Origin of the sequence: Mycobacterium sp. 050128, assembly GCF_036409155.1 — a bacterium.
GTDB lineage: Bacteria > Actinomycetota > Actinomycetes > Mycobacteriales > Mycobacteriaceae > Mycobacterium.
On sequence record NZ_JAZGLW010000002.1, the window covers coordinates 198,839 to 213,693 of the forward strand.

General features: G+C 68.3%; 14 protein-coding genes. 6 read left to right on the top strand and 8 right to left on the bottom strand.

The features are described 5' to 3' along the window. Positions 1 to 3 precede the first annotated feature (3 nt). Entirely contained in the window at positions 4 to 2,397 is a 2,394-nt protein-coding gene (locus tag SKC41_RS18390; protein ID WP_330979128.1) for a CoA transferase, read from the bottom strand. A 132-nt stretch (positions 2,398 to 2,529) separates the two neighbouring features. On the opposite strand from SKC41_RS18390, the gene SKC41_RS18395 reads away from it, so the two are divergent. Genes SKC41_RS18395 through SKC41_RS18415 form a run of 5 tightly spaced genes read left to right on the top strand, consistent with a single transcriptional unit; the run spans position 2,530 to position 8,070 of the window. After that, on the top strand, positions 2,530 to 3,438 hold the full coding sequence (locus tag SKC41_RS18395) for an undecaprenyl-diphosphate phosphatase (RefSeq protein WP_330979129.1): 909 nt from the start codon (positions 2,530 to 2,532) through the stop codon (positions 3,436 to 3,438). A gap of 28 nt (positions 3,439 to 3,466) precedes the next feature. After that, positions 3,467 to 3,937, top strand: coding sequence for a DUF427 domain-containing protein (locus tag SKC41_RS18400; RefSeq protein WP_330979130.1), 471 nt, complete (start codon positions 3,467 to 3,469; stop codon positions 3,935 to 3,937). A 42-nt stretch (positions 3,938 to 3,979) separates the two neighbouring features. Then, a complete protein-coding gene (locus SKC41_RS18405; protein WP_330979131.1) occupies positions 3,980 to 4,828 on the top strand; it encodes an SDR family oxidoreductase in 849 nt (282 codons plus the stop codon). 46 nt (positions 4,829 to 4,874) lie between these two features. Then, positions 4,875 to 7,262, top strand: a complete 2,388-nt coding sequence (locus SKC41_RS18410; protein WP_330979132.1) for a phosphoketolase family protein — start codon at positions 4,875 to 4,877, stop codon at positions 7,260 to 7,262. 37 nt (positions 7,263 to 7,299) lie between these two features. Beyond that, the gene (locus SKC41_RS18415; protein WP_330979133.1) at positions 7,300 to 8,070 is read left to right on the top strand and encodes a CPBP family intramembrane glutamic endopeptidase; all 771 of its coding nucleotides are present in this window, start codon (positions 7,300 to 7,302) and stop codon (positions 8,068 to 8,070) included. Between the two features lies 1 nt (position 8,071). Here the strand turns inward: SKC41_RS18415 and SKC41_RS18420 are convergent, their stop codons facing one another. The 7 genes from SKC41_RS18420 to modA form a co-directional block, all read right to left on the bottom strand. Continuing rightward, positions 8,072 to 9,094, bottom strand: coding sequence for a zinc-binding alcohol dehydrogenase family protein (locus SKC41_RS18420; RefSeq protein WP_330979134.1), 1,023 nt, complete (start codon positions 9,092 to 9,094; stop codon positions 8,072 to 8,074). 55 nt (positions 9,095 to 9,149) lie between these two features. After that, complete coding sequence (locus tag SKC41_RS18425; RefSeq protein WP_096287812.1) at positions 9,150 to 9,428, bottom strand: GlsB/YeaQ/YmgE family stress response membrane protein; 279 nt, start codon at positions 9,426 to 9,428, stop codon at positions 9,150 to 9,152. Between the two features lie 185 nt (positions 9,429 to 9,613). After that, positions 9,614 to 9,913 (bottom strand): GlsB/YeaQ/YmgE family stress response membrane protein, encoded by a 300-nt coding sequence (locus SKC41_RS18430; RefSeq protein ID WP_330979135.1) that lies wholly within the window; start codon positions 9,911 to 9,913, stop codon positions 9,614 to 9,616. Positions 9,914 to 9,990: 77 nt separating this feature from the next. After that, complete coding sequence (locus SKC41_RS18435; RefSeq protein WP_330979136.1) at positions 9,991 to 11,037, bottom strand: alanine and proline-rich secreted protein Apa; 1,047 nt, start codon at positions 11,035 to 11,037, stop codon at positions 9,991 to 9,993. A 98-nt stretch (positions 11,038 to 11,135) separates the two neighbouring features. Next, entirely contained in the window at positions 11,136 to 12,260 is a 1,125-nt protein-coding gene (locus SKC41_RS18440) for a sulfate/molybdate ABC transporter ATP-binding protein (RefSeq protein WP_330979137.1), read from the bottom strand. 3 nt (positions 12,261 to 12,263) lie between these two features. Further along, positions 12,264 to 13,058 (bottom strand): ABC transporter permease, encoded by a 795-nt coding sequence (locus SKC41_RS18445; protein WP_330979138.1) that lies wholly within the window; start codon positions 13,056 to 13,058, stop codon positions 12,264 to 12,266. Between the two features lie 9 nt (positions 13,059 to 13,067). Further along, entirely contained in the window at positions 13,068 to 13,853 is a 786-nt protein-coding gene (modA, locus tag SKC41_RS18450; RefSeq protein ID WP_330979139.1) for a molybdate ABC transporter substrate-binding protein, read from the bottom strand. Between the two features lie 255 nt (positions 13,854 to 14,108). Between modA and SKC41_RS18455 the strand changes: the two genes are divergently transcribed. Then, positions 14,109 to 14,786, top strand: coding sequence for an SDR family oxidoreductase (locus SKC41_RS18455; RefSeq protein ID WP_330979140.1), 678 nt, complete (start codon positions 14,109 to 14,111; stop codon positions 14,784 to 14,786). The last annotated feature ends 69 nt before the right edge of the window (positions 14,787 to 14,855 follow it).

A 14,855-nucleotide genomic window follows, 5' to 3' on the forward strand; every position in this document is an offset into this window, starting at 1 on the left:
TGATTACGTGCTGTCGGCGGCCGCGAACAGCACCCGATCGGCGATCAGCCGGTCGATCTCCTCGGCGCTCATACCCAGCAGCTTCCGGCAGAGCTCCCGGGTGTCCTGACCGGGCAAGGGTGCGGGCCGCTGTGGGGCCGGCGGGATGTGGTGGAACGGCGCCGGCCCGGTCTCGGCCGGCAGCGGCCGCTCGACCAGGGGATGCACCATGTCGCTGAGCAGCTTGCGCTCGACCAGTTGCGGGTCCGCGAGGACGTCCGGTGGACGGTTCATCGGGCCGGCCGCAATCCCGGCCGCCTGCAGCGCTTCGGCGGCCTGTGCCGGGGTTCGCGTGCGAGTCCACGCGGCGACCAGCCGCACCAACTCCGCGCGATGGGCCGTCCGCGCCTGACCCGTCGCGAAGCGCGGATCGTCAGCCAGCTGGGATTGTTCGAAAAGTACGGTGAGACAGCGCCATTCGCTGTCCGAGCGAATCGAGATCACGCACCACTCGTCATCGCCGGCGCACGGGTAGACCGCGTGCACGCTGGTGTCGTCGCAGACCGCGGCGCCCGCTCCCAGTGCGGCCTGGGTGACGTACAGGGTGTCGAGCTGATTGACGACGACCTCGGCCTGCGAGATGTGGACATGGGCCGGGTCGCCGGTCCGATCACGGCGGATCAGGGCGGCCAGTGCGGCGATCGCGGTGACCCGCCCCACGATGTGGTCGGGAAAGATGGTCGTCGCGTCGTAGAACGCATGCCGGGCCCCGGCGGCACGAGCTTCGGCGGAAGCTTCCTCGGACGTCCAGAGACTGGTCACTCCGGTGGTGGCACGGACCAACGGGCCGTAGCCCATGCGCCTGCTCCACGGCCCCCGGTTTCCGAACGCGCTGCTGCCCGCGAGCACGATGCGGGGGTTGATCTCGCGCAGGGTTTCGAATGAAAACCCAAGCGAGGTAAGCGTTCCCGGCTTGAAGTTGGCGAACACCGCGTCGGCCTCGGCGACCAGCCGGCGGAAGATCTCGTTGCCCTGCTCGCTGCGCAGGTCCAAGCCCAGCGCCAGGTGATTGCGGTGGGTCCAGGCAAACGACTCGCTCATCACCGCGCCGACTCGCGACTGCCGCAGCCCGTCGGGATAGTCGGCGCTTTCGACCTTGATGACCTGCGCGCCCAAGTCCCCGTAGAGCCGGCTCAGCTCGCCCCCGGCGACGATCACGCCCAGGTCGAGAATTCTGAGGTCCTTGAACGGGTACTCGCCGGACCCGCCCGACGGGACTGCCGTCACCGGGTCGGCCAGCCAGCGCGGTTCGTCGGCTCCGGCGGCCGGAGCGGGAGTCCGGAAGCCGCTGCGTTCGTCGTCGACCACGAAATATCCGGTGGGCACGTCGGTGTGCACCCCGGGCACCAGCTCGGCGTTGGTGATCGCGCCGACGGCCTGGAAGTGCTCGGAGGCCAAGATCCGCGACGGCGTCAGCACCGCGGAGATCGGGACGCCGTGCGCCTGTCCCTCGGCAACCAGCTCCTTCATGGTCTTGTCGGCGAACAACGCGTCGACCAGCACGCTGATCTGCGGCCATGCGGCGAACCGGGCGCCCAGGGTGTCGAAGCGGGGGTCCTGGAATTCCTCCGGCTCCCCCAGCCAGCGGCGCAGGCCACGCCACTGCCGCGGCGCCATCACGCAGAGCCGGACGTAGCCGTCCCGGCACGGGCAGATCGGGTAGGGGTCCTGGTTTTTCGGCCGGCCCCGCCACGCGCTGGTGCGCTGTCCCGCGGTGGCCTGCCCATGCGCGCCGAATGCCGGGTCGAGCGCCATCACGACCGCGTCGAAACGCGAGAAGTCGATGTAATCGCCTGTGCCGCAACGTAGTCGGTCGTAATAGGCGACGAGCACCGCCCAGGCCGCCTGCACGGCGGCGGTGGCCGACGCGATGCCGTCGGGCGGCAACACCGGGGTACCGACGGTCGGTCCGGACCGCGACAGTGCGCCGGACATCGCGAAGAGCACCGGGTCGGTCGCACGCCACGACGAGCGCGGACCGGTGGCGCCGAAGTCGGTGATCGAGAGCACCACCAGATGCGGGTAGCGATCGACCAACTCGGCAGCCGAGGTGCCGAACGCGGCGGCCTGATCCGCCGCGTCGACGACGATGTCGGCTCCCCCGACGAGCTCGAAGAAGCTGCGGCGGTCGTCGTCGTCGCGCGAATCCAGCACCACGCTGCGTTTGTTGGCGTTGTGCACGGCGAACGGGATGCTGGCACCGGCCAGCGTGGGCCGGTCGTGACGAGCGGGGCTGCCGCCCGGAGGTTCCACTGTGACGACGTCTGCTCCCAGGTCGGCGAGCAGGCGAGTCACCGTGTCGCTGACGCCGCCGGACAAGTCGACGATGCGCACCGCGGCGAGCAACTTATCGGCCATCCGCCCACCGTACCGGCCCTGTGTGGCCAAATGCGCAGCCGCTCAACCTGGTTCGGATGGGCTTCGGATCGGCCGAGTCGACCGGCTACGCTGCGTAGTTTGTTGTCCGCCGAGGAACGGAGGAATCGGTCCGTGAGTGCGCACTTGAGTTACGTCGAAGCGCTTTTGGTCGGCGCCGCGCAGGGCGTGACCGAGCTATTCCCGGTGTCGAGCCTCGGTCACTCGATATTGGTGCCGGCCCTGGTCGGCGGCCAATGGGCGCGCGACTTGGACGTCTCCGCACCGCAGTCCCCGTACCTGGCGTTCATCGTCGGCCTGCACGTCGCCACCGCCGCCGCGTTGCTGGTGTTCTTTTGGCGCGATTGGCTGCGGGTGCTGGCCGGATTCGTATCGTCGGTGCAGCGCCGTCGAATCCGGACGGCCAACGAGCGGTTGGCCTGGCTGATCGTGGCCGCCACCATCCCGGTGGGACTGGCGGGCCTGTTCCTGGAGAAGTTGTTTCGCACCACGCTGGGCAAACCGATTCCGGCCGCGGCGTTCCTGCTGCTCAATGGAATTGCCCTCTACGTTGGCGAGCTGCTGCGCCGCCGTGCCGTGGCGGATCAGCCCTCGGCCGCCGGCCAATCCGCGCACGGCGGCGAGGCCGTCGACTCGCGGCTCGCCGAGGTCCCCCTCGGCCGGGGCGTGCTGATCGGCAGCGCTCAGATCCTTGCGCTGCTCCCCGGGATCAGCCGATCGGGCATCACGATCGTGGCCGGTCTGTGGCGGGGGCTGTCCCACGAAGACGCGGCGCGGTTCTCGTTCCTGCTGGCCACGCCGATCATCCTGGCCGCCGGCGTCTACAAGATCCCCGATCTGTTCGGGCCGATGGGCGCCGGGATAGCCGGCCAGGTCCTAGCCGGCAGCCTCGCCTCGTTTGTCTGTGCCTATCTGGCGGTGCGGTTCCTCACCCGGTACTTCGAAACCCGTACCCTGATCCCGTTCGCCATCTACTGCGCGGTGTTCGGGGCCGGCAGCCTCGCCTGGTTGACGTTGCGGTAGCGGGAGTACTAGCACAAGGTGTCTTGAGATGAGCGATCAGGAATCAGTGTGGGATTACCCGCGGCCTCCGCGCGTCGAGCCATTCACCGGCTCGATCACCGTTGAGCTGGGCGGCCACATCATTGCCTCGACCGGCCACTCCTGGCGAGTCCTCGAGACCAGTCACCCGCCGACGTATTACCTGCCGCGTGACGCGTTCGCCGACGGCGCGGTGCGCTCCGCATCCGGTAGCTCGTGGTGCGAATGGAAAGGCCGGGCGAGCTACTACGACCTGGTCGGCGGTGACGTCGTCGCCCCCAGGGCGGCGTGGAGTTATCGGAACCCGACCCCGGGCTTCGAGTCGATCGCCGGTGCGCTGGCCGTGATGGCCGCCGCCGTCGACCGGTGCACCGTCAACGGCGAGGTCGTCACCGCGCAGCCCGGTGGCTTTTACGGGGGTTGGATCACCAGCTGGGTCATCGGGCCGTTCAAGGGTGTCCCCGGTTCGGCGGGCTGGTGAAGGATCATTGCGCGGCACGACATCGAGTGCTGTGCTAGCCGGATGGCAGACACGGCATCCATCGGCCTCAAAGTCCAGGGCAAGGTCATCGTGATCACCGGCGGCGCACGGGGAATCGGGCTGGCCACCGCGACCGCACTGCACAATCTGGGCGCCAAGGTCGCGATCGGCGACATCGACGAGGTCCGGGTCAAGGAGTCGGGTGCCGCCCTCGGCCTCGACGTGTACGGCAAACTCGATGTCACCGACTCGCACTCGTTTTCGGAATTCCTCGACGAGGTGGAGCGTCAGCTCGGCCCGATCGACGTGCTGGTCAACAACGCCGGCATCATGCCGCTCGGCCGCATCATCGAAGAGCCCGATGCGGTCACCCGGCGCATTCTGGACATCAACGTCTTCGGCGTCATGGTGGGCACCAAGCTGGCCCTGGAACGGATGATCCCGCGCAAGGAAGGCCACATCATCAACGTCGCCTCGCTTGCCGGGGAGACCTACATCCCCGGCGCGGCCACCTACTGTGCCAGCAAACACGCCGTGATCGGCTACACCGACGCGGCCAGGATCGAGTACCGGGGCAGCGGCGTGCGGTTCTCGCTCGTCAATCCGACCTTCGTCAACACCGAACTGATCGCCGGAACCCAGGGAGCCAAGGGCATCAAAAACGCCGAACCGTCCGATATCGCCGACGCGATCATCAAACTGGTGGCCCACCCCAAGCCGCGGGTTCGGGTCACCCGGCTGGCCGGGGCGATCATCGCCTCGCAGAAGTTCCTGCCACGCGGGTTGTCGGAGGGCATCAATCGTCTCCTCGGTGGTGAGCACGTCTTCACCGACGACATCGACGTCGAGAAGCGCAAGGCCTACGAGAACCGCGCACGCGGCGACGAGTGACCGTCTCGCGTAGCGACTTTCATCGTCGGCGCGGACAATCGGGCACGTGAGCCTGCAAACCCCGACAATCGCGCCCGAAGCACTCTCCGACGACGAACTCACGTTGATCGACAAGTATTGGCGGGCCGCCAATTACCTGTCGGTCGGGCAGATCTATCTGCTCGACAATCCCCTGCTCAAAGAGTCGCTGACGGCTGACCACGTCAAACCCCGGCTGCTGGGACATTGGGGCACCACGCCCGGGCTCAACCTCATTTACGCGCACCTGAACCGGATCATCCGCAATCGCGATGCCAATGTCATCTACGTCACCGGACCGGGTCACGGCGGTCCGGGCCTGGTCGCCAACGCCTACCTGGAAGGCACCTACACCGAGATCTACAGCGGTATCGGCGAGGACGCCGAGGGATTGCGCCGGTTGTTCCGACAGTTCTCCTTCCCGGGCGGCATCCCGAGTCACGTGGCCGCCCAGACCCCGGGATCGATCCACGAGGGCGGTGAACTCGGCTACGCGCTGGTGCATGCGTTCGGTGCGGCGTTCGACAACCCCGACCTGGTGGTCGCGTGCGTCATCGGCGACGGCGAAGCCGAGACGGGTCCGCTGGCGGCCGGCTGGCACTCGAACAAATTCCTCAACCCGGCCGTCGACGGCGCGGTGCTGCCGATTCTGCACCTCAACGGCTACAAGATCGCCAACCCGACCGTGCTGGCCCGCATCCCGCACACCGAACTCGAATCGCTGCTGCGCGGCTACGGCTATCGGCCGATCACGGTCGCCGGCGACAACCCGGCCACCGTGCACCGGGAGCTGGCCGCCGCCTTCGACGACGCTTTCGACGACATCGCCGGCATCCAGAGCGCTGCACGCGACGGCCAGCAGACCGATCGACCGGTATGGCCGATGATCGTGCTGCGCACGCCGAAAGGTTGGACCGGGCCCAAGGAGGTGGACGGCAAGCACGTCGAGGGCACCTGGCGTGCCCACCAGGTTCCGCTGTCCGAGACGCACGACAACCCCGCGCACCGCGCGCAACTCGAAGAGTGGATGCGCAGCTATCGGCCCGACGAGTTGTTCGACTCCCGTGGCGTGCTGCGCCCCGAGCTGCGCGAGCTCGCCCCGAAGGGGCACCGGCGGATGAGCGCCAACCCGCACGCGAACGGCGGCCTGTTGCTGCGCGAGCTGGATCTGCCGGACTTCCGGGACTACGCGGTGCCGGTCGAAGAGCCGGCCGCGTCCACCCACGAGGCCACCCGGGTATTGGGAACCTTCCTGCGCGACGTCATCACCCATAACCCCGACCGCTTCCGGCTGATGGGGCCCGACGAAACCGCCTCCAACCGGCTGTCGGCCGTGTTCGAGTCGACCGACAAGGTGTGGCTGTCGCGGACTGAACCCGACGACGAAGGCCTCGCCCCGGACGGCCGGGTGATGGAGGTGCTCTCCGAGCACCTGTGCCAGGGCTGGCTGGAGGGCTATTTGCTCACCGGGCGGCACGGGTTGTTCAACTGCTACGAGGCGTTCGTGCACATCGTCGACTCGATGCTCAACCAGCACGCGAAATGGCTGGCCACCAGCCGCGAACTGCCGTGGCGGCAACCGATCGCGTCGCTGAACTACCTGTTGAGCTCGCATGTGTGGCGCCAAGACCACAACGGCGCGTCCCACCAGGACCCCGGGTTCATCGACCTGGTCGCCAACAAGCGCGCCGAGATCGTGCGCGTCTACCTGCCGCCGGACGGCAACACACTGCTGTCGGTGGCCGACCACTGCCTGCGCAGCCGCGACTACATCAACGTCATCGTCGCCGGCAAGCAGCCCGCCCTGTCCTACCTCGGCATCGACGACGCGATCGCACACTGCACCCGCGGCCTGGGGATCTGGGATTGGGCGAGCACCGCGACCGGCGAACCCGACGTGGTGTTGGCGTGCGCCGGCGACGTCCCCACCCAGGAGGCGCTCGCCGCCGCCGACATCCTGCGCCGCGAGCTGCCCGACCTGGCCGTGCGGATGGTCAACGTCGTCGACCTGATGCGCCTACAGCCGGACTCCGAGCACCCACATGGATTGCCGGACAAGGAATTCGACGCGTTGTTCACCCGCGACAAGCCGGTCATCTTCGCGTATCACGGCTATCCGTGGCTGATCCATCGGCTGTGCTATCGCCGCACTAATCACCCGCACATCCATGTCCGCGGGTTCAAGGAGCGCGGCACCACTACGACGCCGTTCGACATGGTGATGCTCAACGACCTCGACCGCTTCCATCTGGTCATCGACGTCATCGACCGGGTCGACGGGTTGGCCGGCCGGGCCGCGCTGCTGCGGCAGCGGATGGTAGACGCGCGGCTGAACGCCCGCCGCTACACCCGCGAGCACGGGGAGGACGACCCGCAGATCGCGCACTGGAAGTGGGAATCTGTGCAGTCGTCGTGACCTGGGCGCCGGAGACGCGCAGGTAAACTCGGCCGCAATGTCTGAGCACGCCGCGGCCTTCGATGCCGTTGACCTGCATCCGGTGGTGTCGCAATTGTCGGCGCTGCACCGGCTGCGGCTGTACTTCGACATTGCCGTGGTGGTCGCGGTGTTGGTGCTGACGAACCTGATCGCGCACTTCACCACGCCGTGGGCGAGTGTCGCGACGGTGCCGGTGGCAGCCGTCGGGCTGGTGGTGTTGATGCGTGCCACTGGTTTGGACTGGGTCGACCTGGGGCTCGGCCGGGAGCACTGGCGCTCCGGGCTGGGCTACGCGCTGGCCGCGGTGGCCATCGTGGCGTCGGTGATCGCCGTCGGCGTGCTGCTCCCGATGACGCGGCCGATGTTCCTGAACAGCCATTATGCGACGGTCTCGGGCGCGCTGATCGCCTCGATGGTGATCATTCCGCTGCAGACCGTCATTCCCGAGGAGCTGGCCTTCCGGGGTGTGCTGCACGGCGCGCTGCATCGGGCCTGGGGATTCCGTGGGGTCGCACTCGTCGGCTCGTTGCTGTTCGGCCTGTGGCACGTCGCCACGTCGCTCGGGCTGACCAGCAACAACGTCGGCTTCACCCGGGTGTTCGGCGGCGGGTTCGTCGGCATGGTCGCCGGCGTGACGTTGGCCGTGGTGGCGACCGGCTGTGCGGGCTTCGTGTTCAGCTGGTTGCGTCGGCGCAGCGGCAGCCTGATCGCGCCGATCGCGCTGCATTGGTCGTTGAACGGGCTGGGTGCCTTGGCCGCGGCCCTGGTCTGGCATCTGTCGGCCTGACCTACACCAGCAGCACCGCTGCCCCGGCGATGCGACCGTCGGCCAAATCGCTCAGTGCCTGGGCTGCTTGATCGAGCGGATATTCCGGCGTCGTCACCTCGATGCGATGACGGGCGGTGAAGTCGAGAAACTCGCGCGCATCGGCCCGGGTGTTCGACGTGACCGAGCGAATCTGGCGCTCCTGGAACAGGTGACGCTGATAGTTCAGGGCCGGGATATCCGTCAAGTGGATTCCGGCGATCGCCAACGTGCCGCCGCGGTCCAGCGCCTCGCAGGCGGGCAGCACCAGGTCGCCGACCGGCGCGAACAGGATCGCGGCATCCAACGGCACCGGTGGCGGATCCGCCGCTCCCTGAGCCGAGGCGGCGCCGAGAGCCAGCGCCAGCTCGCGGGCCTGCTCGCCGCGGGTCATCACATGCAGTTCGGCGCCCTGGGCCAACGCGACCTGGGCGGTGATGTGCGCGCTGCCGCCGAAGCCGTAAATGCCCAGCCGGCCGCCCGGCGGTAGCTGCGCTCGCAGCAGCGAACGGTATCCGATGATGCCGGCGCACAACAGCGGCGCGAGCTCGCTGTCGCTGTAACCGCTCGGCAGGTGGTGCGCGAAAGCGGCTGGAACCGTCGCGAATTCGGCGTACCCGCCGTCGGCATCCCAGCCGGTGTAGCGGGACTGGGGGCAGAGGTTCTCGTCACCTCGGCGGCAGTATTTGCACACACCGCAGGTATGGCGCAGCCAGGCGATGCCGACCCGGTCCCCCACCTCGAACCCATCACCGGCGTCGGCGCCCACCTCGACGACCTCGCCCACGACCTCGTGGCCGGGGGTGACGTGCTCGCGGTGCACCGGAAGGTCACCCTCGGTGACGTGCAGGTCGGTCCGGCACACCCCGCAGGCCCGCACCGCCACCAGCAACTCCGAGGGCGCCGGCCGCGGCACTTCCGTGGTGACCCGCTCCAGCGGGTCGGTGACCATCGGGCCGGGCCGGCGCACCCGCCACGCGTTCATCGTGGTCGTCGCTGAGGCCATCACCCCATCATGCCGCTATGCGCCGGCGATCCGCACGGGCCCAAAGGCCTTGGTCCTACAGGGTCTTCGTGCGCGAGGTGGCGAACTTGTAGATCAACAACAGGATCACCGCGCCAACCAGCGCACCCAGGAAGGAGTGCTGAATGGGCGGATGAATATCGAACTGGTGCGGTGGGAAGACGATGCTGCCCAGGGTGCCGCCGACATACGAGCCGACGATGCCCAGCAGTGCGGTGGCGACCCAGCCCATTGGCTGCTTGCCCGGCACCAGCAGGCGCGCGACCAGGCCGACGATCAGACCCAAGACGATCAGCCAGACGATATGCAGAATCATGACCGGTTCCTTCGATTTAACTGACAGACGGGACGTAGGGCCGTATACCCCGTCGGAGCCAACTCAACCGCCTCGGCGAAATACCACTTCCGATAACGTAATTCGGCTCAGTGCGGCGACTCGCAAACCGCCCGGCGGATCGCCGATCAGCGCCGCAGCGGATTTGCCACAGGCGGCCCCGTCGTTCAGCTCCTCCGCACCAGGCCGACAATCCAGAGCAGAATCACCGACCCCAGTAACGCGGTCAAGAAGGTGAAGACCCAGCCGCCGGCCGCGGTGTCGACGAAGAAGCTCAGCAAAAAGCCGCCGATCAGTGCGCCGACCACGCCGATCACGATGTTCATCAAGATTCCGGAGCCGGAACCCTTCATGATCTTGCCCGCGGCCCACCCGGCAAGGCCGCCGATGATGATGTAACCGATCAGGCCGACGCTCGTCGTCGTGGTCGATCGGGCCAGGTACTCGGTAGCCGCCATGACATCCATGCGAGTCTCCTTGCAGTTCGCTGCCAGAGCTCAGCCTAAAGTCCGGGGCAGTCGAAGCGGTATACCCCGGTTACCGGTCAGGCACTAAACGACGTTTGTTGCGGCGCCGGGCTCGGGGTGGGAGTGACCTCGCTGGCGGGTGCCTGGCCTGGTGCCTGGCCGGGCGCGGGTGCGGGGGCTCCCGGAGCAGGTGCCGCCGGAGCCCCTGGCGCCGCGCCGGGTGCGCCCGGAGCCGGACCCGGCGCGCCCGGCGCCGGCGGTGCGGTGAACGGCAGGATCGACTCGGCCAGTGCCTTGGCTCCGACCTTGTCGACCGGGTTGTTGCCGGTACCGAGCCACACCACAAACCAGCGCTGGGGCGGCCCGGCGGCGCTGGCCGCATTGGGAGCGCTGACCACGCCGGTCCAGATCTGTCCGTTGGGCTTGCTCGGATCGCTGAACTTGACCTCGTAGAACGACGAGCTTCCGGTGATCCCGTTGGCGCCGGTCAGCGGGGCCGATTCCTGATTGATCCGGGTGCCGGGATACGGCATGAAGAACTCACCCATGTCCGAGCCCAGCCGGACGGCGGCCTTGGCGTCGTTGGCTTCCGCACTGGCATAGAGCTTTTGGTCCAGGCGCCCCATCACAATGCGAGTGTCGTTGGCAACCGGCGCGGGTTGACCGGGCTGCGGCGGCGGACCGACCATCTTGCTGAGCAGCGCCGAACCGTAGTCGAGGTGCGAGGCGTCCGACTCGGCCCATCCGCCGGGAAGCAGGTAGCTAAAGCCGCCGACCACGTTGGTGATCCGGGCGGCGTTGGGGTCGACGGGCGGCGGCGGCGCAGGCGCGTTGGGGTCCACCGGCGGGGGCGGCGGCGGCACCGGCGCGTTCGGGTCGCCGGCTGCCGGCTGTCCGGCGGGTGCCGGGACGCCCGGCGCAGGTGCCGCGGTCGTCGGCGCGGGTGCGGGTGCGCCCGGGGCCGGGGCGGTGGTCGTTGCCGGTACCGGAGTCGGGACCTCGGGATCGGCATTTGCGGGGGCCGGCAACGCGAAGGTGACGGCACTGGCACTGGTCACCGTGGCGATCGCCAGCGTCGCCCACAGGCCTTTGCGACGTGTCGAGTGTGAGTCCACCTGATCCATGGCGACGAACCTACCGTGTTACCGCTGTGACGCAAGGATGCCGTGCTGGCGATGCGCGCGATGTTGCCGGAGCGCAACCTTCGGTGAGTCTGCGCAGTTCACTGCGGGTGGGCGCGTCGCGGTGCCGCCGGATACAGCGCCACTTCGAGCGCTTTGACCGAAAACCACACCCGGTCTCCGGGGGTCAGCTGCAGCTCGGCGGCGGCCTCCGCGGTGATCTCGGCGGCCAGCCCCGGGGCGCCGCCGGGCTGTTCCTCGCCGCGCACCACGACCGCGGGTCCGCGAATGTCCAGCTCTGTCACGGTGACGTCGACGCAGTTGCGGGGGCTGCCGTGCGGCAGGTCCCGGTACACGGCCACCGCCTTGGGGGCGAACACCGCGATGGAGTCCTGCCCGTCGGTCAGCTCGGCGCCCAGCTGCCCGGCGGGGGTTCCGTGCCAGCGGGCGCCGGAGCGGGTCCGCAGCGAGCCGTCGGGCCCGATGGTTCCGTTGACCAGGTTGACGCCGGCGATGCGGGCCCCGAAATGGCTGCGCGGCGCGGTGAGCACTTCGGGCACCGGGCCGACTTCGGCGATCTTGCCGGCCTCGAGCACCAGCGCCCGATCGGCCAGGGTGAACACGTCGAGCAGGTCGTGGGTGATCAGAACGACCGCGCAGCCGCTGCGCGCGACCGCGGTCCGCAGCACCGCGCGGATGGCCGCGGCCGCCCCGACGTCCAGCCCGGTCAGCGGTTCGTCGAGCAGCAGCACGTCGGGTTCGGCGGCCAACGCCCGCGCGATCGCCACCCGCTGAGCCTGACCGCCGGACAGCTGCCGCGGTTTGCGGTCGGCGAACTGCTCGGCATCCACCTCGCGCAGCCAGTGCAGGGCCGTCTGCTTCGCCTTGGCGCGGGCCGACCGGACAAGGCCACGACGGCTGTGCGGCCCGAACGCCACATTGGCGGCCACGCTCATGTGCGGGAACAGCAACGGGTCCTGCTGCAGCAGCCCGACCCGCCGGTCGTGCGTCGCCACGTCGATCCCGGCGGCGGTGTCGGTCAACACCCGATCCCCCAACCGCACCACGCCCTCATCGGGGCGAACCAGACCGGCGATGACGTGCAGGGCGGTCGACTTACCCGCGCCGTTGGGTCCGAGCACCGCGAGCACCTCGCCCGGGGACACCGAAAACTCCACATCCAACTGGCGGTCGGCGACGACCGCGCGAAGCTGCAGCTCGCTCACCGGCTACCTCGCCGCTGTTCCGGTCAACCGGCGAGCGCCCAGGCCGAGCACGACCAGCGCAGCCACCGCGACGAGCAGAATCGACAGTGCCACAGCGGCATTCGCGTCGGTCACCCGTTGCAGATAGATCTCCAGTGGCAGAGTGCGGGTGACCCCTTGGCGCGAACCCGCGAAGGTCAGCGTCGCGCCGAACTCGCCCAACGAGCGGGCGAACGCCAGCACCGCGCCGGACATCAGTCCGGGCAGCAGCAGCGGCAGGGTGACCCGCCACCACACCATGCTGGGGCGTGCCCCGAGCGTGGCCGCGACCACCTCATAATTCGAGCCCGCCGTACGGGCCGCGCCCTCGAGGGAAATCACCAGAAACGGCAACGAGACAAAGGTCTGCGCCAGCACGACGGCGGTGGTGCTGAAGGCGATGCGCAAGCCCGCGGCCTCCAGGTAGTGCCCGATCAGTCCGAGCCGGCCGAAGGCGTAGAGCAACGCAATACCGCCCACCACCGGCGGCAGCACCAGCGGCAGCAGGATCAGCGGCCGCAGCAGCCGCACCAGCAGCGCCGTGCTGCGGGCCAGCACCAGTGCCATCGGCACCCCCAGCAGCACGCACAGGACGGTGCTCGCGGCTGCGGTCTTGAGGCTGAGCAGCAGCGCCGTCTTTGACGACGCGCTGGTGATCAGCGACCAGAAGTTCGGCCAGTCGACCTTGATCGCGATCGCCAGCAGCGGCAACACCACGAACGCGGCTCCCACGGCGGCAGGGACATACACCCATCGGGGCAGGTTCGTGGGCCGGCGCACGGTCGCGGGTCAGGGTTTTGCGAAGCCGTATTGCGCCAGAATTTTCTGGCCCGCATCCGACGTCACCAGGGTCACGAACTTCTGCGCGGTCGCCGGCTGTCGCGCCTTCTTCAACACCCCGATGGGATAGACGTTGACCGCACCTGCGGCCGCGGGAAAGTTCACCGTCGCGACTTTGTCTTTCGCGTTCTTCGCGTCCGTGACGTAGACCAGCGCGGCGTCGGCCTGCCCGGTGGTGACCTTGTTGAGGACATCGGTCACGCTGGGTTCCTCGCTGACCGGGTTGAGATGCACCCCGGTGCTGTCTTCGATGCGCTGGGTCGCTGCCCCGCACGGCACCGGCTGCTGGCAGATCACCACGTTGACGCCCGGTTTGGCCAGGTCCGCGAAGGAACCGATGCTCTTCGGATTGCCCGGCGCGGTGACGATGACCAGGGTGTTGGCGGCGAAGTTCTGAGGGTTGTCGGCGAGCAGCCCGGCCCTGACGACGGTGTCCATCTGCGCGGTGTCCGCCGACGCGAACACATCGGCGCTCGCACCCTGAGTCAGCTGGGTGGCGAGTTCGGCGGAACCGGCGAAGTCGAATTCGACGCCGCTACCGGGATTGTCGGTCTTGAACTGCTGACCGAGCTGGGTGAACGCGGCCTTGAGCGAGGCCGCGGCGAACACCACGATCGAGCCCGACGGTGACGACGACTGACCGGGCGACGAGGACGGTGCTTTCGAGCTACAGGCGACCATGCCCGCGATGAGCATCGTGGATCCCAACCCGGCCAGGACCCCGATCCCACGCATGGTCAGACCCTAGCTTGCGGCAGGGTGAGCAGTGACGACCAAAGAGTTATCGAAAATTGTCCGCGCGTCGCGCGTCCTTAGTTTCCCCTTAGAACTACTGTCCAGTAACATTCGGCGTAGATTGACGCCATACGCGCTGAGATCCCAGGCATCGGTCCTGTGGCGTGACACCATCGGAACCACGAACACATCGCCGAGCAGAGCGTTAACGCTGGTGAATGCCAGGGCCTGGGTTCAACGTCGAACACGAGGAGGATGGCAGTGGAGGTGCTGGTCACCGGCGGCGACACGGACCTGGGGCGAACGGTAGCCGAGGGATTTCGCGATGGCGGTCACAAGGTGACCCTCGTGGGTGCGCGGCGCAGCGATCTCGAGATCGCCGCCAAAGAGCTCGACGTCGACGCGATCGTTTGCGACACCACCGACCCGGCCAGCCTCGAGGAGGCGCGTGGGTTGTTCCCCCATCACCTGGACACCATCGTCAATGTGCCCGATAGCGGCTGGAGCGATGGCGACCCGCGCACCTATTCGCTGTCCGACACCGCCGCCGTATGGCGCAGTTCGCTCGAGGCGACCGTGCTGTCCGCTGTGCTGACGGTGCAAGCCGTCGGCGACCACCTGCGCTCCGGTGGCTCCATCATCAGCGTCGTGCCGGAAAACCCGCCCGCGGCCAGTGTCGACGCCGCGATCAAGGCGACGCTGTCGAGCTGGATCTCCGGTCAGGCCGGCATTTTCGGCACTCGCGGAATCACCGTCAACGCCGTCGCGAGCGGGCGCAGCGCCCAGGCCGGCTACGAAGGTCTTTCGCGCACAACACCTTCCGTCGCCGAAGAGGTCGCGCGGTTGGCGTTGTTCCTGACGACCCCGGCGGCCCGCCACATCACCGGCCAGACCCTGCACGTCAGCCACGGCTCCCTCGCTCGTTTCGCCTAGAGAGCATTAGGCCGGGGACCAGATTCCCTGTGCGCCTGGGGTTTTGGTGACGCGCAAACCCCGCAAACC